Annotated in this window: 14 protein-coding genes and 2 pseudogenes; 11 read left to right on the plus strand and 5 right to left on the minus strand. The window is 33.6% G+C overall.

What is annotated here, in order from left to right; translation table 11 throughout:
• Window positions 1-4: 4 nt before the first annotated feature.
• Both B0A64_RS25610 and B0A64_RS19770 read left to right on the plus strand, forming a co-directional pair.
• Window positions 5-154: pseudogene (locus B0A64_RS25610) on the plus strand (GNAT family N-acetyltransferase); the annotation flags it as partial.
• Window positions 147-1,733, plus strand: a complete 1,587-nt coding sequence (locus B0A64_RS19770; protein WP_089481207.1) for a L,D-transpeptidase family protein — start codon at window positions 147-149, stop codon at window positions 1,731-1,733. The pseudogene B0A64_RS25610 and the gene B0A64_RS19770, both read left to right, overlap by 8 nt.
• Here B0A64_RS19770 and B0A64_RS19775 read toward each other — a convergent pair.
• Window positions 1,722-2,444: a murein L,D-transpeptidase catalytic domain family protein gene (locus B0A64_RS19775; RefSeq protein ID WP_089481208.1), complete on the minus strand. Its 723-nt coding sequence runs from the start codon at window positions 2,442-2,444 to the stop codon at window positions 1,722-1,724. The two genes, B0A64_RS19770 and B0A64_RS19775, sit on opposite strands and share 12 nt — an antisense overlap.
• Window positions 2,445-2,760: 316 nt before the next feature.
• On the opposite strand from B0A64_RS19775, the pseudogene B0A64_RS19780 reads away from it, so the two are divergent.
• Together B0A64_RS19780 and gpmI are read left to right on the plus strand one after the other, a co-directional pair.
• Window positions 2,761-5,190 (plus strand): annotated as a pseudogene (locus B0A64_RS19780) (DUF5916 domain-containing protein).
• A 140-nt stretch (window positions 5,191-5,330) separates the two neighbouring features.
• A complete protein-coding gene (gene gpmI / locus B0A64_RS19785) occupies window positions 5,331-6,848 on the plus strand; it encodes a 2,3-bisphosphoglycerate-independent phosphoglycerate mutase (protein WP_089481209.1) in 1,518 nt (505 codons plus the stop codon).
• 300 nt (window positions 6,849-7,148) lie between these two features.
• Here gpmI and B0A64_RS19790 read toward each other — a convergent pair whose 3' ends face one another.
• Window positions 7,149-8,402 carry a DUF445 domain-containing protein gene (locus B0A64_RS19790; protein WP_089481210.1) on the minus strand — a complete coding sequence of 418 codons (1,254 nt, stop codon included), beginning with the start codon at window positions 8,400-8,402 and terminating at the stop codon, window positions 7,149-7,151.
• 278 nt (window positions 8,403-8,680) lie between these two features.
• Here B0A64_RS19790 and map point away from each other — a divergent pair, with 278 nt between their 5' ends.
• The 7 genes from map to pruA all read left to right on the plus strand — a co-directional run bounded on the left by map (window position 8,681) and on the right by pruA (window position 17,597).
• Window positions 8,681-9,499: a type I methionyl aminopeptidase gene (gene map / locus B0A64_RS19795; RefSeq protein ID WP_089481211.1), complete on the plus strand. Its 819-nt coding sequence runs from the start codon at window positions 8,681-8,683 to the stop codon at window positions 9,497-9,499.
• 70 nt (window positions 9,500-9,569) lie between these two features.
• Entirely contained in the window at window positions 9,570-9,974 is a 405-nt protein-coding gene (locus B0A64_RS19800; protein WP_089481212.1) for a GxxExxY protein, read from the plus strand.
• A 41-nt stretch (window positions 9,975-10,015) separates the two neighbouring features.
• Window positions 10,016-10,789: a class I SAM-dependent methyltransferase gene (locus tag B0A64_RS19805; RefSeq protein ID WP_089481213.1), complete on the plus strand. Its 774-nt coding sequence runs from the start codon at window positions 10,016-10,018 to the stop codon at window positions 10,787-10,789.
• Between the two features lie 121 nt (window positions 10,790-10,910).
• Window positions 10,911-13,817 (plus strand): DEAD/DEAH box helicase, encoded by a 2,907-nt coding sequence (locus B0A64_RS19810; protein ID WP_089481214.1) that lies wholly within the window; start codon window positions 10,911-10,913, stop codon window positions 13,815-13,817.
• Window positions 13,818-14,084: 267 nt separating this feature from the next.
• Window positions 14,085-15,347, plus strand: a complete 1,263-nt coding sequence (locus B0A64_RS19815; RefSeq protein WP_089481247.1) for a type IX secretion system plug protein — start codon at window positions 14,085-14,087, stop codon at window positions 15,345-15,347.
• A gap of 79 nt (window positions 15,348-15,426) precedes the next feature.
• The gene (gene apaG, locus B0A64_RS19820) at window positions 15,427-15,813 is read left to right on the plus strand and encodes a Co2+/Mg2+ efflux protein ApaG (RefSeq protein WP_065452127.1); all 387 of its coding nucleotides are present in this window, start codon (window positions 15,427-15,429) and stop codon (window positions 15,811-15,813) included.
• Between the two features lie 158 nt (window positions 15,814-15,971).
• The gene (gene pruA / locus B0A64_RS19825) at window positions 15,972-17,597 is read left to right on the plus strand and encodes an L-glutamate gamma-semialdehyde dehydrogenase (protein ID WP_089481215.1); all 1,626 of its coding nucleotides are present in this window, start codon (window positions 15,972-15,974) and stop codon (window positions 17,595-17,597) included.
• Between the two features lie 91 nt (window positions 17,598-17,688).
• Here pruA and B0A64_RS19830 read toward each other — a convergent pair whose 3' ends face one another.
• The 3 genes from B0A64_RS19830 to B0A64_RS19840 all read right to left on the minus strand — a co-directional run bounded on the left by B0A64_RS19830 (window position 17,689) and on the right by B0A64_RS19840 (window position 21,560).
• Entirely contained in the window at window positions 17,689-19,431 is a 1,743-nt protein-coding gene (locus B0A64_RS19830; protein ID WP_089481216.1) for a CocE/NonD family hydrolase, read from the minus strand.
• A 351-nt stretch (window positions 19,432-19,782) separates the two neighbouring features.
• Window positions 19,783-20,502, minus strand: a complete 720-nt coding sequence (locus B0A64_RS19835) for a LytR/AlgR family response regulator transcription factor (protein WP_089481217.1) — start codon at window positions 20,500-20,502, stop codon at window positions 19,783-19,785.
• Entirely contained in the window at window positions 20,499-21,560 is a 1,062-nt protein-coding gene (locus B0A64_RS19840) for a sensor histidine kinase (protein WP_244285455.1), read from the minus strand. The genes B0A64_RS19835 and B0A64_RS19840 overlap by 4 nt, the downstream gene beginning before the upstream one ends.
• Between the last annotated feature and the right edge of the window lie 164 nt (window positions 21,561-21,724).

Below are 21,724 nucleotides of genomic sequence, written 5' to 3' on the forward strand. Positions count from 1 at the left end.
CAATGCAAACAAAGTCAATTTGATTTGGTTTAACGCCAAAACCGCTGCTGTTGGCTTTTATAAAAAAATGGATTACCAGCCCCTTGGTGCGCCATTTGATATTAAAGACACTGGCGAACACTATCTAATGTTTAAAAAATTACAGAATGAATAAACTTTACTTTTTATTGGTAATATGCATTTTTGTGGGCTGTAAAAAAGATACGCCAAAAACGATTCCGGCTACGGCCAAAAAAACTGCTCCGGCAATCATACTTACTGATGAAAGAAAAGTAGCTATTGACACGGCTCTTATAGGTACTTTTAAAAGTGAAACACTAAAAGAATTTTACAATTCATCTGAAAATAAAACGGTATGGGGAAATCTAAAAAAGAGAACTTACGTTTTGGCACAACTATCAAAAGCAGAAGAATTAGGTTTAAATCCGGAGGATTATAAAGCTTCGAAACTTAAAAAATTCGAAGAAAAAATAAGCTCTCTTAATGATAAAGACCTTGCTACTTATGATATATTATTAACCTACAATTTCGAAAAATACCTAAACCATCTTTATAAAGGTAAACTGGATCCTAAAAAATTATACACGGATTGGGACTTAGACGAAAAGACATTTGATGTAAATACAGTTCTTATAAAAGCTTTTAATAAAAACAAACTAGACAGTGTCGTTGACAATGTTCAATCGCAAACACAAACCTACAAACAGCTCTTAAAAGCCCTTGAAATTATCAATAATTTCCCGGAAGATAATATCAAAACCATCGAATCTGCAGAAAAAATAGTTTTGCACGATACAAATGCAGCTTTAATAAATATTAAAAAAAGGCTTTTGTACTGGAAAGATCTGTCAGGAAAAGATAGTCTGACCAAGATTTATGACCAAAAGACATTTGAGTCTGTCAAGAATTTTCAATCCAGACACGGACTATCTTCTGATGGGGTTATTGGTGTGGGAACTATAAATGCCTTAAACTTCTCTAAAGAAAAAAGAAAGCAACAAATCATTGCCAATCTGGAACGTTGGAGATGGTATACGAATGCTCTGGCCGAAAATTATTTCATCATAAACATTCCGGATTATAGCTTAAATGTTGTAGAAAATCAGGATACAACCCTGGTTCGAAATATTGTTGTAGGAACTAATAAAAGAAAAACACCTATTATAACGTCATTATTAAGAACAGTTGTTTTTAACCCAACATGGACTGTACCGCCAACAATTTTGAAAGAAGATGTTGTTCCGGCTATGAAACGAAATCGTAACTATCTTGCCAAAAAGAATATTACTATATATGATAGTGCAGGAAATGTGGTTGAACCCAATGCATGGAACGAAAACAAACCGGGTAATTATCGCTATGTACAAAGTCCGGGATATAACAACTCTTTGGGATTAATGAAAATTTTATTTCCTAACCACCATAGTGTTTATTTGCACGACACCAATCACCGTAATTACTTTGAGAGAAGCAATCGCTCGTTAAGTTCAGGATGTGTTCGTGTTGAAAATCCTTTAGAATTAGCGCAGCACATTTTAGATGATTCTGAAAAATGGTCGAAAGACAGAATCGATACTATTATTGCTTCCAAGAAAACAACCAGTATTAAAATCACCAAAAAATATGCCTTATATCAATGGTATTGGACGGCATGGAGCAAAAAAAATCAGCTCGTTTTCAGAGCTGATATTTATAACCTTGATTCAGATTTGTATGCTAAATTAAGAGATTAGCCTTTCTTCCATCGCAAAACTTCTTGACGGGTGATAGATATACAAACACGATTTGTTTTTTATTAATTCAATTATTTCATCCGTCAACTCCATTGGAATCGCTGGACAACCTTGACTTCTGCCTAATCTTTTATTATTTCTGATAAAAGATTCAGAAACATAATCAGCACCATGAATAACAACACCTCTCTCGCGGGCATGATCATTTATTCCGTTCTCTAAACCATCTAAGCGTAGAGAAGCACCATGTTTTCCTCGATAAACTTCGCCTGTTGCATAAAAACCTAAGCTACTTTTGAAAGAGGAATTTGAATTTGAAAAATTAGACGCAAATTCTTCTCCGGTGTTTCTGCCGTGAGCAACCAAAGAGTTAAATAAAATGGTATTTGTTGCCAAATCAATTACCCAAAGACGTTTTGTATTTGATGATAAACTAAAATCAATCAATGTCAGAATATCTTTCTGGACAACTCCTTTTTCCCTTAAGAGATAAAACCCTTTTAAGGCTTCAGAAAAAGTTCTAAGTTCCGGCAAATTAAAATTATTGGAATTTAGGGTATTATAAATATTTTCAATCTTAGCTTCGACTGCAAATTTCTCAACTTTTGCGATACTCTTTGTCGTTGCTTTTTCAACTTCGGGGGTGTTACTTGAATCTTTACCAAAAGATAATAGCAAAAACACCACTAAGGGATAAATTTTGTAAATCATTGAATTTCTTTAGGTTAATAATAAATCTGGGTGAGGCAAAAGTATAAAAAAAATATCCGTATCAAAATATAAGTCTGTAAATCAGGCACTTTTTGCCTAAACTTTAACAGAATCAAAACAATAAATTAGCATTATGGGCAAAAAATAAATAATTTTGTAAGAGATTTACTTCTGGTAAAAATCTAAACATTTTTGACTATTTTCTTAAAGAAAGTATAATGAATTTCATTTTTTTCGATTAAAACTGTAACATATCGATATAATTACAGTCTATTACAAAGCACATTAAATCCTTTATTCTGTTTTAAAATTTTACATGAAAAAACCAGCTCTTTTTATCTTCCTTTTCATTTCGTTTTGGAATTATGGCCAAAAAAAAGCAATTCAAACTCAACCCATTAACGAAGCTATTGCTATTGATGGAAATCTGGACGAACCTGTCTGGAAAAATGCCGCTATAGCTACAGATTTTGTCATGTATCAACCAGATAACGGAAAACCAATTCCTGAAGCCAGAAGATCAGAAATCAAAGTTTTATATAATAATGACGCTATTTATATTGGCGCAATGTTATATGATGACGAACCAAACAAAATTTTGAAAGAAATCTCGCAGCGTGATAAATTTGGTACTGCTGATATTTTTGGTGTTTTTTTAAATGGTTTTAATGACGGGCAGCAAAGTTTTGAATTTTTTGTATCAGCCGCTAATGTGCAGGGCGATTGTATCATGACAGATGCCAATGGCGAAGATTATTCCTGGGATGCGGTCTGGATCAGTAAAGCCTCCCTAACCGATAAAGGATGGATTGTCGAAATAAAAATCCCCTATGCCGCACTACGCTTCTCTGCCCAAGACAAACAAACATGGGGAATTAACTTTTTTAGAGAGATAAAAAGAGAACGCAAAAAATATACCTGGAATCTAATTGATACTAAAGTTGGAACGTTTACACAACAAAATGGCATCCTGGAAGGAATCGAAAACATCAAGCCTCCTACCCGATTATTTTTAATGCCTTATGCATCATATTATTTAAATGCTGGTGATAGTCAAAAAACGTATGGTACTATAAAAGGCGGAATGGATATTAAATACGGTATTAATGATGCTTTTACTCTTGATGCGATTTTAATTCCTGATTTTGGACAGACAAAATATGATGATCAAATTTTGAATCTGGGTCCGTTTGAGCAACAATTTAATGAAAACAGAGCTTTTTTTACTGAAGGAACTGATTTATTCAATAAAGGAAATATGTTTTATTCGAGAAGAATTGGCGGGACACCTTCAATAGATCCGGATTTAAAAGACAATGAAAAAATAATCGAAACGGTTCAGAATGTTAATCTTATCAATGCCTTAAAAGTTTCCGGAAGAACTAAAAAAGGATTAGGTGTTGGGATTTTAAACGCTGTTACCGAGAAAACTTTTGCAACCATAAAAGATACTATTTCAGGCAGCACAAGACAAGAAATAGTAGAACCTCTTACCAATTATAATGTATTGGTTTTGGACCAACGCTTTCGCAAAAATTGATCTGTAACTTTTATCAATACCAATGTTGCCCGAAACGGTCATTATCGGGACGCAAACGTAACCGGATTGGCATGGGATTTAAACACTAAAGAAAATACCTATAATTTGTCCGGAAATGTAAAATATAGCGTGATTAATGATACTAAAGATAAAAATGGCATTTTTAGCACGGTAAGTTTTGCCGAAACCAGCGGAAATTACCGTTACAGCGCAGGAACTGATTTTGTATCCAGGGATTTTGATCCCAACGATTTGGGAATTAATTTTTATACCAATTATTATAATGTTTACGGCAATGGGAATTACAGAATTCTAAACCCAACAAAGCTTTTTAATACTTTTAGGATTGACTATGATATGTATGCTGAATTTAATAAGGAATCCGGAAAAGTACAGGAAAACAAAATTAGTGCAGATCTTAACCTGTCGACAATAAAAAACAATTATTACGGCATTGGATTTACTGTTTTTCCTTTGCAGTCTCACGATTATTATGAACCAAGAGCAGAAAACAGATATGTTCTAATTCCTAGAAAATTTGAAACCTGGGCAAGCGTCTCTACTAATTACAATAAGAAATTTGCCATAGACTTAAATCCTTCTGTTATTTTTACTGATGAAGCCGGAAGAATGGCTTACGGTTTTGATATTGGCCCCAGATATCGTTTTAGCGATAAGCTTTTGCTAACCTATACTTTTAGTTTTAATCGAAAAAACAATAATAAAGGATATATCGACAGCGTAGACGACGACAACAATACTTTGACTCCTAAAACTATTGTTTTTGCCAATAGAAATGTAATTACTTATTCGAACACCTTAAGCGGAAAATACGCTATAAACAGCTCTATGACCATTAATCTGGCAGTGCGACAATATTGGTCTTTTGCTGAGAATAAGGAAGAACTTGAACTTCAGCAAGACGGTACTTTAATGCCTTATCCGCAATATACCAAGAACAAAAATTCAAGCTTTTATTCCTGGAATACAGATTTATCATATTCGTGGTGGTTTGCTCCCGGCAGTCAACTATCAGTATTATACAGAAACAATGCTTCTAACTTTGAACGTATTATTGACAAAGATTTCAAGAACAATGTAACTGCTTTACTTAATAATGACGCATTAAATCACATCTTTTCTGTAAGTGTAAAATACTTTATTGACTATAATGCTGTCAAAAATAAAGTTAGAAAGAGAGCTTAGTCTGAATTAATTTTAAAAAATACAGAGTTCTTCAACAAGATTAATATTTTTTAATACGCTTCATTTTATTAACGATAAATTGTATCGTTGCTTTCGCGCACATTTTAGAAATGGCTTATCTTTGTAAAAAACTAAAAATGATGAACAAAAAAGTAATACTTATGATTTTAGACGGTTGGGGAAAATCTCCTGACCCTAAAGTTTCTGCAATAGACAATGCAAACGTTCCTTTTATAAACAGTCTTTACAAAAATTACCCAAGTGCACAACTTAGAACCGACGGATTAAATGTTGGTTTACCGGAAGGTCAAATGGGAAACAGCGAAGTGGGTCACATGAATCTTGGTGCCGGAAGAATTGTATACCAGGATTTAGCCAAGATAAATCTGGCTGTAGCACACCAAACACTTGCCAAAGAACAAGTTCTTGTTGATGCTTTTACTTATGCAAAAGAAAACAATAAAAAAGTACATTTTTTAGGATTAGTTTCAGATGGCGGAGTACACTCTCACACGTCTCACTTGCGCGGGTTAATTGATGCATCGCAAGAATATGGTTTAGAGAATGTATTTGTTCACGCCTTTACAGATGGTCGTGATGTAGACCCTAAATCAGGTGCTAAATACATTCATGATCTTGAAGAACACATTAAAGATACACCGGTAAAAATCGCTTCGATCATTGGTCGTTATTATGCAATGGACCGTGATAAACGTTGGGAACGCGTAAAACTAGCCTATGACTTGGTTGTAAATGCAATTGGAACTCCTTCTAAAAATGCCGTTGCAAGTGTCCTGGACAGTTATGCTCACGATGTTACCGATGAATTTATTGCTCCAATTGTAATGGTTGATGAACAAGAAAAACCTCTTGCAACAATCGCTGAAGGCGACGTGGTTATCTTCTTTAATTTTAGAACAGACAGAGGTCGTGAACTTACAGAAGCACTTTCGCAACAAGACTTTCACGAGCAAAACATGCACAAGCTAAACTTGTATTATGTAACACTTACCAACTACGACGAAACGTACCAAAACGTAAAAGTAGTTTACAATAAAGACAATATTACCGAAACTCTGGGTGAGATTTTAGAAAAAGCAGGCAAAAAACAAATTCGTATTGCCGAAACTGAAAAATATCCGCACGTAACATTTTTCTTCTCCGGAGGCAGAGAAACTCCTTTTGAAGGTGAATCCCGTATTTTAAGAAACTCCCCAAAAGTAGCAACTTATGATTTGCAACCGGAAATGAGTGCTTTTGAACTTACAGCAGCTCTTGTTCCTGAATTGAATAAGGGAGAAGTTGATTTTGTTTGTCTGAATTTTGCCAATGGAGACATGGTGGGGCATACCGGAATCATGAGTGCGGCAATTCTTGCTTGCGAAGCTGTTGATGCTTGTGTAAAACAAGTTATCGAAGCTGCTCTTGCCAACGATTACACTACGATTGTAATTGCTGATCACGGAAATTGCGAAACCATGATTAATCCTGACGGAAGCCCAAATACCGCACACACCACCAATCCGGTGCCAATTATTCTGGTTGACAAAGACTTGAAAAATATCCAAAACGGTGTTCTTGGCGACATCGCTCCTACTATATTAGAATTAATGGGAGTACAGCAACCAAACGCAATGAAGTGTCATTCGTTATTGTAGAAAAAGTTTAGATTTTTTAAACCATATAAATAATATAAGTTCAACCCGTTGCGTGTAATTCAATATATATATTTAACACATAGAAACATAGATTTTTTTTTAGCTAAAAGGAATGAAAAAAGAAATACATTTCTTTCACATAGCCAGGCTATGTGCATTTTTAAACAAGTGAAACGCCTTTTTTAAAGGTCAAAAGCTATGTTTCTATGTGTTAAAATAATTACACCCAATGAGTTAAACTCATTTAATAAAGCTGCCTAAAGCTTACAATTACTTATATCACTTATATGGTTTATTTTTTTATACAAAATAGTGATAGGTCCACTCGACACAATAAATCAGAATACCAATAAGACCCCCAACCAACGTTCCGTTGATCCTGATGTATTGAAGATCTTTTCCTATTTCGAGTTCTAATTTTTCAGACACTTCTTTACCATCCCAACTTTTTACTGTTGAGGAGATTAAATCCCCAATTACTTTTTTGTTGTTCAAAAGAATAGAAAGTAAATCATTTTTAATGAAATTATTGATTTTGTCGATCATCACAATGTCTTCTTTTATTCCGTTTCCAAAACTTTGAATTAAGCCCGAAATACTATTTTTAATCGACGATTGATCACCCTTATCCAAATCAGTAGCAATAGACAATTTTATCTCATCCCAGATTCCGTTTATATAATCCTGAACCTCTTTTTTGCCTACAAAACCCAAAATCATATTATTGATCTTAATTCTCATTTCTTCAGAATTTTTTACCTTATCCAGAAAGTTATAAACGTATTCATCTATTTTGATTCTAATTTCACTTTCCGGCTTTTTGGCTTCGTCTAAAAATTCTGCCAGACCATTAAAAATACCTTCCGAAATGCTTTTATCGGCTAAGCCAAAACTCAAAAACGGTGTAGATTCTTTAACCTTTTTTCTGATTAAATCTTTATTATTACTAAGTTCCGTGCTCATAACGTTTAGAACATTTGTTAGCAATTCGTCTTTTACATTTCCTTTTTGCAAAGGCTCTAAAGCTAATGCAACCCAATCTCCAAAATTAATAGCTTCGAGTTTTGCTGCAAACTGAACCTGAATAAATCGCTTTATATCTTCATCCTTTATCGTTTTCAAAATTCCCGGAATAATATTGACTGCAACAAGATTGGCAATTTTATTGGCGTTTTCTTCTTGCGACAACCAATCTGAAGCTTTTGTAGCAAAGTTGAATTCTTCTAATTTGATTTCTAATTTCTCCCGATTTAAAAATTCCTCTGAAACGAAGTTTCCAAGGTTTTCCCCTATTTCATTTTTTTTGGTTGGAATAATTGCCGTATGCCAAATTGGGATTCCCAACGGATGGCGAAATAAGGCAACAACAGCAAACCAATCGGCAATTCCGCCCACCATTGCCGCTTCACTAAAAGCCTGCAACAGCGGAATCTTAAAATAAATGGCAATTATAAACAGCAGTACCGCAAAGCCCAAAAGCGCCAAAGCGCTATTTTTCATTTTATTTAAAGCTTTCTTTTTTAATATATTTTCCTGATCTATAGATGTTTCCATAATTACAATAGTTTTAACTATCACTAATTTACGTTTTTTCTGTCAAATAGTAATTCGAAAAGGTTTTGAGTTTAATTATAAATCAAAAAGGTTTGCCACGAATTAGCCCGAATTTTGCTTTAAAAACTTTGCGTTTAAATATTGAATTCGTGAAATTCAGTATTTAAACGCAATCTGATTCTCGTCAATTAGTAAAATTCGTCGCGAAAATTTTTAAATTCATCAACCTAAAAAAATAATATTAAAATCGTACTTTTGCCAACTGAAAATCCGAAATTATGATTATTGTAAAATCACGTGAAGAAATCGAATTAATGCGCGAAAGTGCTTTGATCGTATCTAAAACATTAGGAATGATTGCTTCTGAAATTAAAGAAGGAGTTACCACATTATACTTAGACAAACTGGCTGAGGAATTTATCCGTGATCACGGTGCGGTTCCAAGTTTTTTGGGATTATATGATTTTCCGAATTCGCTTTGTATGAGTCCAAATTCGCAAGTAGTACATGGAATACCAAATAATTTACCTTTGAAAAATGGTGATGTTATATCTGTAGATTGTGGCGCTTTTAAAAATGGATATCACGGAGATCATGCGTATAGTTTTGAAATTGGAGAAGTTGCTCCTGAAGTTAAAAAACTTTTGCAGGTAACGAAAGAGTCCCTTTACGTAGGAATCAGAGAATTTAAGGCAGGAAATCGTGTTGAAGATGTTGGAAATGCGATTCAGAAATATACAGAAGCTCATGGTTACGGAGTTGTTCGAGAACTGGTTGGTCACGGTTTAGGACAAAAAATGCACGAAGAACCAGAAATGCCAAACTACGGAAAACGTGGTCGTGGTAAACTTTTTATAGAAGGAATGGTCGTTGCAATCGAGCCCATGATTAATCTTGGAACCAAGAATATCAAACAACATAAAGACGGCTGGACGATTACAACAGCTGACGGAAAAGCAAGTGCCCATTTCGAACATGACGTTGCTCTTATTGATGGTAAACCAGAAATTTTATCCACTTTCCAGTACATATACAAAGCTTTAGGAATCGAAAGCAATGAAGAAGACGAATTCAGAAAAGTGCCGTTAGTTTTATAGTTATTACACAAAGTTGCACTAAGTTATACACCGAGATTCACAAAATTATTTATTTTAAAGACCTTTTAAAATGTTTGAAGAAGACAACGAATCCCGTAATAAATTAGATGCAATTACTTATAAAATTATTGGTTTAGCTATTGAAGTTCACAAACAGCTTGGTCCGGGTTTATTAGAATCCGCTTATCAAGAATGTTTATTTTATGAAATTGTAAATTCAGATTTGATTGTTGAAAAACAAAAATCATTACCAATAACTTATAAGGACATAAAACTAGATCATGGATACAGAATTGATTTACTAATTGAAAATAAAATAGTCATTGAATTAAAAACTGTTGAAGCATTTACCGATGTGCATTTTGCCCAAATATTAACCTATTTAAAACTTGGCAATTATCCCTTGGGATTGCTTATTAATTTTGATTCAAAAATTTTAAAAAACAATATCAAAAGATTTATAAACACTTTGTGAGACTCCGCGCTAACTTCGTGTAACTCTGTGAAACAACCCCAATGAAAAAATTATTTAAATTAGTACTCAATACAATTCCGCGTCCATTATTAATTCGTTTAAGTTATGTTGCGCGTCCAATTTTGGCATTTTCATTAAAAGGAACCAAATATACTGACCCCATTGATGGAAGAAGTTTTAAAAGTTTTTTGCCTTACGGATATGGAAAACAGCGTAACAATGTTCTTTCGCCAAGTACGCTTTCGCTAGAAAGACACCGTTTGCTTTGGTTGTACTTAAACGATCAGACTGATTTTTTTACAGCACCAAAAAAAGTATTGCATTTTGCTCCGGAACAAGCGTTTTACAAAAGATTCCGCAACCAAAAAAATCTTGATTACACAACCACAGATTTGCTTTCGCCATTGGCTGATGTAAAAGCCGACATTTGCAATTTGCCTTTTAAGGATAATGAATATGATGTTATTTTATGCAACCACGTTCTGGAACATATTCCGGATGACACAAAGGCAATGCAGGAATTATTTCGTGTTTTAAAACCAGGCGGAATGGCGATTCTACAAATTCCACAGGATTTATCCAGAGCAGTAACTTTTGCAGATGATACTATTACAGATCAAAAAGAACGCGCTAAAATATTTGGTCAATACGATCACGTTCGTATCTATGGCCGTGATTATTTTGATAAATTAAGAAGCATCGGTTTTATAGTAATCGAAGAAGATTATACCAATAAAATTTCTCCTGAATTGGTAGAAAAATATTGTTTGGCAAAAGGCGAAATTATTCCGCTTTGTTTTAAACAGGAAAACTAATTTTTTTACCATATAAGTGATATAAGCTCATTTAAAAAGAGTTTTCAAATTATTGATATTTTGAAAACTCTTTATTTTTTTGCCCAATCTCTAAATTATAAGCCAACCAAATCCCTAAACTTTGGAACCTTCAAAATCATTTCAGTTTTGCTTTGACATCAGTTTTGAAAAAAACCTGAATGCCTATATCCCATCAGCCTACATTGTTGAAGATGCCAGTGATATAAAATATCTAGACAAAAAAGCGAGTGCAGATGTACTTGAAAGTTTTGGAGTTCTTTTTGAGAATTTAGATGCTAATACAAAAAAAATACTGACGGCTTGCGACTCTTTAAAGCCTGATTTTATTTTCAAGAAATTCAGCGCAAAAATCAAGTCGGCAAAAACAATAGCTGATTTACAAAAAGATTCAAAAATTGATTTTGCTATTCGCCAGCACTTGCAATTAAATTTAGATTCGTTTTATAGTTTAATTGTCAAAGAACAATTTCCGCTCTCTGTAAACATGGGAGCCGAAAAAGATTTCTACCGTTCCAGAGTAAGCACTAATTCGCTGTATTTAGAGCCTCAGATTCAATTTAATAAACATCCGGAAGGAATTACGTATACGCTGTCTTTAAAAGAAAATATAACTACATTTTCGCCTTTAAACAGTAACATCGAAATATTACTGGACGAACCAAGCTGGTTGATTATTGATAAAAAATTAGGACAGTTAAAAGACCTTAATTCTAAAAAACTTCTACCTTTTTTAAAGAAAAAATCGATCGAAATACCTTCAAAATTGGTCGATAATTATTTTAAAAATTTCATTCCTGAAATTGCCAAAAAAATTGACATTGAAGCTACGGGATTTGAAATGGAGCAACGGGATACAATCGTTTCGTGTACGATTGAGCCTGTCTATGATTTCTTTAAAAACTGTTACTACCTCAACCTTTTTTTTGATTATAACGGGTATTTGTTTGATGCCGGTAAATCTAAAAAAACACATTCGTTTGTTGATTTCAGTATTGCTAATGAGCCCAAAATAATTCAGTTTAAGCGCAGTGCTGCTGAAATTTTATATACAAAAAAATTACTTGAAATTGGTCTGGTAAAAATCAAAAACGAATTATTTGGATGGAATCCGGATGCAGTAATTCATGATCCTTATGCTAATATTCAATTGGTTATTGATCATAAAGAAGAGCTGGAAAACTTTGGATTTTCGATCCAAAACCTGAAATTGGAAAGCAAAGAAATCATTACAGAAAAACATACCATTTCAGCATCAAAAGAAACAAAAGGAGATTGGTTTGATATCAAAATAATCATTACGATTGGAACTTTTACGATCAATTTCAGCGAAATTATTCCAAACATAAAAAGCAAAGAAAGACTGTTTGTATTGCCTGACGGAAGTTATTTTTTGATTCCGCTGGAATGGCTCAGCAAATATAGTTCGCTGGCAAAACTAGCCAGGACAGAAAATGGAGATTTGCTTTTACGTAAAAGTAATTTTGCTGCTTTGGATGCAATTCCAGAAATAAAAAACGATGCAGATCCTATTTATAAAGCCGAATATGCACCTTCTGATTTATTAAAGGCTTCTTTAAGACCTTATCAGGTTGATGGTGTAAAATGGCTTTTAGGTCACTTCAATTCAAATCTGGGTGCTTGCCTGGCAGATGATATGGGACTTGGTAAGACCTTGCAAACTTTAGCGGTTCTTGTTGCGGTACAGGAACAATTGGGATATACGACTAAAACCACCAATTTTGATTTGTTTCAAAACGAAACTGTTGTCGAGAGAGAACCCTTAAAAGCCCTGATTGTTTTACCCTCTTCATTGGTTTTTAACTGGTACAACGAAGCTGCAAAATTTACACCACATTTTTCGAAAATGCAATATGTAGGCAATGACAGAAAATTATTGGTAAACAGATTAGAATCGTCGGACCTGATTTTTACCAGTTACAACATTGTTCATCGTGATATTTCAATTTTAGAAAAGTACAACTTCCGTTATTTAATTTTGGATGAAAGTCAATACATTAAAAATAAAAATTCTAAAATTTTTAAAGCAATAAACAAAATAGATACTGATCATAAAATAGCACTAAGCGGTACACCTATCGAAAACTCACTGGATGATTTATGGTCGCAGATGCAATTTATAAATCCTGACATTTTAGGTAGTTATAATTTTTTTGCAGAAAATTTTAAAATCCCAATTGAGAAAAAGCAAGACGAAGACAGCCTGTCTGAATTAAAAAACCTGATTCAGCCTTATATTTTAAGAAGAACCAAAGAGCAGGTTTTAAAAGACTTACCGGAACTAACAGAACAGATCTATTATTGTAATATGGATCCTGAGCAGGAAAAATTGTATGAAAAAGAAAAATCAAAAGCCCGCAATTTTTTACTAAAAACAGATGGAACCAGTCCTGACAAAATTAGCATTATCAACACGCTGATGAAGTTAAGACAACTGAGCAATCACCCTAAAATGATCGATCAGGAATCTGAAATTGATTCCGGAAAATATATTGCGGTAACGAATTATCTTGAAAATTTAGTAAAAGGAAAACAGAAGACTATTATTTTTAGCTCCTTTGTTACTAATCTTAATTTTTACACCTCCTGGTGTAAGGAAAACAAAATCGCATTTTGTGAAATTACGGGCGAAACTCCTTCCGGAAAAAGAGAACAACAAGTAAATTTGTTTCAGGAAAACGAAGATCCTTTATTGTTTTTCATCTCGCTCAAAGCCGGTGGCGTTGGGTTGAATATTACAAAAGCTTCTTATGTTTTGTTTTTAGATCCGTGGTGGAATCCTTTTGCCGAAAAACAAGGAGTTGCAAGAGCACACAGAATTGGGCAATTAAATAAAGTGAATGTTATCAGGTTTATTTCGAAAAACACAGTAGAAGAAAAAATAATCAAACTGCAGGAAAACAAAAAGTTATTATCTGATTCGCTTTTAGAAGAAAGCTACATTAATGACGAAATCGAAGTGAATTTAGAATACATTTTAAATTCTTAAGGAATTGTTTTTAAAACCAATAAAATGTCTTATTTTTCGTTACATAAATTGTTATATTTACAATCTTACAAACACGCTGGATGTAATTTAAACACATCGAAACATAGATTTCATGTGTGAAAAAGAATTAAAAAAAGAAATATATTTCTCTCACATAGCCTACTTTGTGTATTTTAAATAAGTGAAATGTCTTTTTTGAGATTGCAAGATTTATGTTTCTATGTGTTAAAAAAAATGATGCCCAACGAATTGATACAATGTAATAAGATGCCAAAATTTTTATTTCAAAACCTGCTGCTGATTTTGTTTTTTGCTTCGGCGACAGCCCAGGAAGTACAAACCGAAGTTGATCCTCCTTATAATATTAAGACTGTTTCGTTTGTTCAAAACAGTACGAATGTAGTTCCTATCTTTGAGTTAGGCGATACATTTACATTTCAGTTTGATGATTTATTTGGCAATGAAGCCAATTACTATTTTGAGATTATTCATTGTGATTATAACTGGAAACCAACAGATATTCCTAAAACAGATTATATCAGTGGTTTTGACAATCAGAGAATTACTGATTATGTAAATTCATTTAATACACTTCAGGTTTATTCTCATTACCGACTTTCTTTTCCTAATCAGTTTACGACGCAATTGCGAATTTCAGGAAATTATATGCTTCGCATCCTGAACGAAGACAAAGAGATTGTTTTTTCAAGAAAATTCATCTTATACGAAAATCATTCGACTGTTGCAGCTCAGGTAAAACGTAGCCGCGATGTTACGAATATTAGCTATAAACAAAATTTAGATTTCTCTGTCGTATCAAATGATATTGCTTTTCAAACTCCTTTACAAAACGTAAAAATCTTATTATTACAAAATGGTAATTTTAATAATGTCATTAAAAACATTCCGCCGCAATACACGATCGGGAATCAATTGGTTTATAAATATGATAAGGAAACGCAATTCTGGGGCGGAAATGAATTTTTATATTTCGAAAACAAAGACATTCGTGCTGCGAGCAGCAATGTGGGAAGAGTAGGTGCCAATAATGATATTTACAACGCTTACTTGTACACAAATCAGGCAAGAGCCAATCAAATATACACTGTATATCAGGATGTAAACGGAAATTTTGTTGTTAAGAATGTGAATGCTTCCAATAACGAAATCGAGGCAGATTATGCCTGGGTTTACTTTACACTCTCTGCTCCTACCTTTAGATCATCGACCAAAGATATTTATATTACGGGCATGTTCAACAATTATAGCCTGTCTCCGGAATACAAAATGGATTATAATACAGACAAGGGTGTTTATGAAAAAGCAGTTATGATAAAACAGGGTTTTACCAATTTTCAATATACAATTGCAGACAAAAAAGGGGTCATCGATTATGAGAATGCAATTGATGGCAACTTTTATCAAACTGAAAATGAGTACACCATCTTAGTTTACTATAAAGAAAGTACAGATCGTTATCAAAGAGTGATAGGAAAAGGAAATGCGAGCTCTGTAAACATCATAAATTAAAACATTGTTAAGGTTTTAGATCGAAAGATTTTTTTTTGTAGATTTGCAGCTATAACCCACACATATATACTACTTTAGTATGGTTTCTCAGATAACAAGAGGCATAAAAATATCTGTTTTGACTAGTTTTGAAGGTACTTACTTCAAGAACTACAAGATTCACTTTGCTTTTAGTTATGTAGTTACGATCGAAAATCACAGCAAAGACTCTGTTCAGTTAACTTCTCGTCATTGGGAAATATTTGATTCATTAAATGACTTAGAAGTTGTCGACGGAGAAGGCGTTATTGGCAAAAAGCCAGTCTTAAAACCTGGAGAAAATCACACTTACAGTTCCGGTTGTTTATTATCATCTCCTTACGGGGCAATGAAAGGTTATTTTAATATGATCAATTTTACTTCGACCAAGACATTCAAAGTAATTGTACCTACTTTTAGAATGTGCGCTCCTTTTGCTTTAAACTAAGGATATAGCATAAAAACTATATTTTTTTTATCGTTATCTTAATCACAAAATTGTCAAATTATTAATTTATCCTTTGTACTTTTGTGCCACGTTAGATTATTCGTAATAAATCAAATCATCTAACCCTTAAATTGTCTAATTATCTAATTTTAAATAACATGCTAAAAGGATTCTTTCATGTACCAAAAGCGGTAAACGAGCCAGTAAAAGGTTACGCGCCTAACTCTCCAGAAAAAGCAGCTGTTCAGGCAGCTTACACAACATTGTGGAATTCTAAAATCGATGTTCCGTTGTATATCGGAAGCGAAGAAATCAGAACTGGAAATACAAGAACAATATCAGCTCCTCATGATCACAAACATATTGTAGGAACCTATCATTTAGCCGAAAAACAACATATCGAAAAAGCAATTGCCAATGCACTTGAATCAAGAAAAGCATGGGCAAATATGGCATGGGAACAACGTGCTGCTATTTTCTTAAAAGCTGCTGAACTTATTGCAGGTCCATACAGAGCCCGTATTAATGCAGCAACCATGATTGGTCAATCTAAAAATATTCATCAGGCAGAAATTGATGCTTCTTGCGAATTGATCGACTTTTTACGTTACAACGTAGAATTTATGACTCAGATTTACGGAGATCAGCCAAAATCTGATTCTACAACATGGAACCGTTTAGAATACAGACCTCTTGAAGGTTTTGTTTACGCAATTACTCCTTTTAACTTTACTGCTATTGCTGCAAATCTTCCTGCAAGTGCTGCAATGATGGGTAACGTTGTAATCTGGAAACCAAGTGATAGCCAGGTTTTCTCTGCAAAAATTATCATCGATGTTTTTAAAGAAGCCGGTGTTCCTGATGGCGTTATCAACGTTGTTTTTGGAGATGCATTAATGATTACAGATACTGTTTTGGCAAGTCGTGATTTTGCAGGTGTTCACTTTACAGGATCAACACATGTATTTAAAGATATATGGGCTAAAATTGGTGCAAATATTCACCACTATAAAACATACCCAAGAATCGTTGGAGAAACTGGTGGTAAAGATTTTATCATTGCACACCCAAGTGCTAACGTAAAACAAGTAGCGACAGGAATTACTCGTGGTGCATTTGAATTTCAAGGACAAAAATGTTCTGCAGCTTCAAGAGCTTACGTTCCTCAAAGTTTATGGCCAGCAGTAAAAGAACAATTAATTGCCGATGTAAAATCTATGAAAATGGGTTCTCCGGAAGATTTTGGAAACTTTATTACAGCAGTTATTCACGAAGGTTCTTTTGATAAATTGGCTGGTTTTATCGATCAGGCTAAAAAAGATGCTGATGCTGAAATTATAGCTGGTGGAAACTACGATAAATCTGTAGGATACTTTATTGAGCCAACAATTATCGTAACAACAAATCCTAAATATACTACAATGGAAACCGAGTTATTTGGACCGGTAATTACTATATATGTATATGAAGATGCAAAATGGGAAGAGACTTTAGAATTAGTTGATACTACATCTGAGTATGCTTTGACAGGAGCTGTATTTAGCCAGGATCGTTATGCTATTGAAGTAGCTACTACAAAATTGCAAAATGCTGCCGGTAACTTCTACATTAACGACAAACCAACAGGTGCTGTTGTAGGAATGCAACCTTTTGGCGGTGCAAGAGCTTCAGGAACTAACGATAAAGCAGGTTCTGCATTGAATTTATTACGTTGGGCTTCTCCTAGAACAATCAAAGAAACTTTTGTAACTCCAGAAGATTACAGATATCCTTTCTTGGGTTAATATCTGATTTTAGACTTTAGAGTTCAGATTTTAGATTATACAAAAGCCGCAATTTCATTCTGAAATTGCGGCTTTTGCTTTTTTATATATTTTATCTCCAAATTGGGATTTTTACAAAACTATCGTTGTACCATTTTACTTTTAAGGGCTCTCCAGCATCTTTAATAGTTTCTTCGGTTACTACTTTTCCGGTTCCGTAATTGAGTTCTGAAAATTGATTTTTATTGACATTGATCACTACAAGCAAACGACTTCCAATACTTAATTGTTTACTGACCAAATGCGTATTCGAAAAAGAAATGGTTTCTATTTGATTTGGTTTCAGCAAATTTCTCTTCGTGATATCTTTGGCATAACTGGCGCGTCCTAAAAAGTAAGACAAATGAAAATAGTCTCCATTTGGCATCACTTCATACAACGTAACTCCTATATCCATATCTTTTTTATTGATGCTCGCTTTTATGTCACCCAAAAATGATCCGCTTACCAATACCGGCTCTTTGAGCGGATTGCTTATAAAAACAAATCCGTTACTGGTATCAATTTCTTTTCGAACAATGGGATCCGGGTAATAATCGTTATTTTCTGTTTGTCTGTCAGCAAAATCAACTTCCTGATACAGGTATTTTTTTTTTGTTGGTTTTTTATCTTTTAAAGCATAAAATTTCCCTGATTTATTATCCGTCAAATACAGCCTCAGGAAACCATTTGCCATTTTGTCAAGAGACGGAGCGCTTCTCCACTGGTTTTGTCCCATTACTTCATAGTTTATTTTATCTTTTAGCATTTCTGGTTTAGTACCGTTTTTCAGAATATAATCAAACCATTGGTACGTAATTTTTTTAATATTGATTAAGGCTAGTGAGTCGACTTTATAGCCATACAAATTACTTTCGCCGCCTACCTGAGTACCAAAATGACCGTATGGTCCAATTATTAAATAGATCGGAGTTTGCGGATTATATTTTTGAAGTTCTCGCAAATAATACAAACTTGAATTTTGAGAATCATTATAATATCCGTCAAAAGCTAATATGGGAATATTTATTTGAGCAAAATCTTTTTTGTAAGGAGCCATTTTTTGCCAATATTTGTCAAACGAAGGATGTTTGATCCATCGCTGAAACAATCTGTTTGGAGCTCCGTCAATGCTATCCAGTTTTTTATAAGCCTCGCCAGTTTTCCACCATTTATTTTGCATCGTTCTAAATCTTTGTCTGTCGTCTCCGGCAACAGTATCCAGAGACTTATTATTACCTACATAAAATGACCATTCATAATTAGGGTTCACAAAAATGTTATTTTCCATAGGCAATCCCATTCCGGGCCTGTTCGCAACATACGGAACAATTGTTTTGAGTGCAGGATGCATTTTTTTGCAAGCCGCCCATTGGGTAAATCCGTTATAGCTACCGCCAAACATTCCTACGCTCCCATTACACCATTCTTGCTTACTAATCCAATCAATAACATCGTAAGAGTCGTTGCCATCATGTTCATACGGAAATATCTCGCCTGGACTAAACCGTTTTCCTCTTGTATAAGCAATTACACCAACATAACCGTTGTCTACAGCTTCTTTTAAAGATTTTACATCTCTGCCTTTATCCCTAACATAAATAGTATATTGAAGTATTACAGGTTTTGGAATACTGATTCCTTTTTTTCGGACCACAATTGCTGATATAAAAGCGCCATCTCGGGTTTTAATCAGTACACTATCCTGAATGTTGTAAGCGTTTTTTAAATCTTCTGAGTTAGTTCTGCTGGTCTGTTGTGAGAATGCATTTGATACTATTAAAATAAGAAATACAAAATTTAGAATGGTTTTCATTGAATGATTTTAAAGATGGTTTTATTTAAAGCGTAATTATTTATGCGAATTAAGAGTTGAGATGTGCCTTTAGGCACTACATATTGGTAGCTAATCGCAACAGGAATTAATTTAGCGTGCCGTAGGTACGCAATAGTTATCCTTTTGTTGCGTACCTACGGCACGCTAACATATTACGAATCTAATTTCTAACAATATGCAGTGGCCTAACGGCACAAATTGCAGACTTTGAAATCTTGATTGGCATTATTTATAAAAATGAGACTCATTCGATCTAAAGAGAGCATACGACGTCTCTACAACTAATTAGCATTAGCTGTAAGGATTAAAAATAGTACTGAAATTGATGAATTAGATTCCGTTCTTGTTTTTGAACTTGACTGATTGGCGGTTTGATACTTCTAATAGTTCTCCGCTTTTTAGCTTTACTTCTAATCTACCGCTATCTGTTGTATTAATTGTCTGGATGTATTTTATATTGATAATCTCGGTTCTGTTTATTCTAAAGAAAATGTTTTCATCCAACAGTTCTTCCCATTGACGAAGAGAACGTCTTTGAAGCGCTTTTTTATCCTGAAAAAATAGTCTCGTATAATTTTCTAAGGATTCGATTAAATAGATTTCATCTAACCGAATGAAAAATCGTTTCTCGCCATCTTTTATAAAAATCTTTCGGTCTTCTGAAACAGAATTATTCAAAGAAGATTTCAGTTTTATAGTATCTCTTATTTTTTCAATCGCCTTTGCAAAACGTTCCTCTCTTATGGGTTTCATTAAATAATCTAAAGCATTTACTTCAAATGCTTGTACTGCATATTGATCATAAGCTGTAATAAATAAAACATGAGGTACATTGTCTAAAGATTCTAACAAATCAAATCCGGATTTTTCAGGCATCTGAATATCCAAAAAAATTAAATCAGGCATTTTTGTTTCGATCAGATCTTTTGCATCATCGGCATTTGCCGCCTCTCCTATTACAACAAAATCTTCATACGTTGCCAATGTCCTTTTAAGCTCTTCTCTCGATAAACGTTCGTCATCTATTATTATAACTTTTATCTTTTTCATTGTAATGGTATTATAATAGTGGCTAAAACTGTATCGTCTTCCAGCTGGTTCATTTCAAAAGAAGCATTTCCATTATATTGCAGAAGCAGCCTTTCTTTCAGATTATTTAAGCCAATACCCGAATGATTAATCTCCTGACTTAGCTTTCCTGAATTTTGGACACTTATTTTCAGGAAGTTGTTTTCTTCTTCTATTTTTAAAGTTATAAATCCGCCGCTTTTTCTTTTTTCAATTCCGTGTTTTATGGCATTTTCGACCAGCGACTGAATACTCAAAGGCAGAATTAAACCTTTCGATACTTTTGGATTAATTTCAATTTTTATTTGCAATCGTTCCTCAAATCTTATTTTTTCTAATTCCAGGTAATCTCTAACAAGATTAATTTCGTCACTTAAGGGTATTAATCTGCTTATATTACTATTTAAAGAATTTCGAAGTAACTCAGATAAAAGATCAATGGCTCTTCTGGCTGAATCAGGATTTTCTAATACCAAAAACTTAATATTATTTAGGGAGTTAAAAAAGAAATGCGGGTTAAGTTGTGCACTCAAATTATTGAGTTGTGCTTCTTTTATTATAACTGTCAATCGGGCATTTTCTTTTACGGTTTCTATTTCAAGTCTAGAATAATGATAGAGATGATACGCCAATACCCAAATAGACATAAGCCTGATACCTGTAATAAAAACCTGCAATTGTGCATCCTTAAAAAAAGACACGAATGAAACAGGACTGTCGTTTAAAATAAACAAACGAACCAGATAAAGTTTACCAACAATTAAAAACATATACAATACAGAAAGTATTAAAATACTGAACGCAATTTTTGGAACTAACTTTTTTAGATTTAATTTATTCCATCCTTTTTTTATAGCAAAATTTCTATATAGGTGTGTAAGTGTCATACCAATAAGCACATCCAGAATTAAATCGATTATGCCCATTTTCCAAATAAAACTACTGGTAAAAAAAGCTGAGAGTCCCCAATATAAAGAAGTGGTAATCCAGCCAATGAGCTGAATCTTCCAATATGTCGATATTCTTGTACTTGTTTTCAAAATAAAGTTGTTATTACTATTGTAAAGATATTCCTCTAATACAGATGGAACAAATAAATGTACAGGAACGAAAGATAATAGAGGATGAATGCCGTTTTGCCTTTTATTTTGATAAGCCTCTTTATGCGATTTTCTTAGTACTAATATGCAGCCAACCACTTGAA

The organism is Flavobacterium araucananum (genome assembly GCF_002222055.1).
GTDB classification, from domain to species: Bacteria; Bacteroidota; Bacteroidia; order Flavobacteriales; family Flavobacteriaceae; genus Flavobacterium; species Flavobacterium araucananum.

Excerpts from the sequence above, each read along its gene's own strand:
- gpmI (WP_089481209.1), top strand. The coding sequence starts at position 5,331 with ATGAACAAAAAAGTAATACTTATGATTTTAGACGGTTGGGGAAAATCT.
- B0A64_RS19800 (WP_089481212.1), top strand. The coding sequence starts at position 9,570 with ATGTTTGAAGAAGACAACGAATCCCGTAATAAATTAGATGCAATTACT.
- B0A64_RS19815 (WP_089481247.1), top strand. The coding sequence starts at position 14,085 with ATGCCAAAATTTTTATTTCAAAACCTGCTGCTGATTTTGTTTTTTGCT.
- map (WP_089481211.1), top strand. The coding sequence starts at position 8,681 with ATGATTATTGTAAAATCACGTGAAGAAATCGAATTAATGCGCGAAAGT.
- B0A64_RS19835 (WP_089481217.1), bottom strand. The coding sequence starts at position 20,502 with ATGAAAAAGATAAAAGTTATAATAATAGATGACGAACGTTTATCGAGA.
- B0A64_RS19830 (WP_089481216.1), bottom strand. The coding sequence starts at position 19,431 with ATGAAAACCATTCTAAATTTTGTATTTCTTATTTTAATAGTATCAAAT.
- pruA (WP_089481215.1), top strand. The coding sequence starts at position 15,972 with ATGCTAAAAGGATTCTTTCATGTACCAAAAGCGGTAAACGAGCCAGTA.
- B0A64_RS19770 (WP_089481207.1), top strand. The coding sequence starts at position 147 with ATGAATAAACTTTACTTTTTATTGGTAATATGCATTTTTGTGGGCTGT.
- B0A64_RS19775 (WP_089481208.1), bottom strand. The coding sequence starts at position 2,444 with ATGATTTACAAAATTTATCCCTTAGTGGTGTTTTTGCTATTATCTTTT.
- B0A64_RS19790 (WP_089481210.1), bottom strand. The coding sequence starts at position 8,402 with ATGGAAACATCTATAGATCAGGAAAATATATTAAAAAAGAAAGCTTTA.
- apaG (WP_065452127.1), top strand. The coding sequence starts at position 15,427 with ATGGTTTCTCAGATAACAAGAGGCATAAAAATATCTGTTTTGACTAGT.
- B0A64_RS19805 (WP_089481213.1), top strand. The coding sequence starts at position 10,016 with ATGAAAAAATTATTTAAATTAGTACTCAATACAATTCCGCGTCCATTA.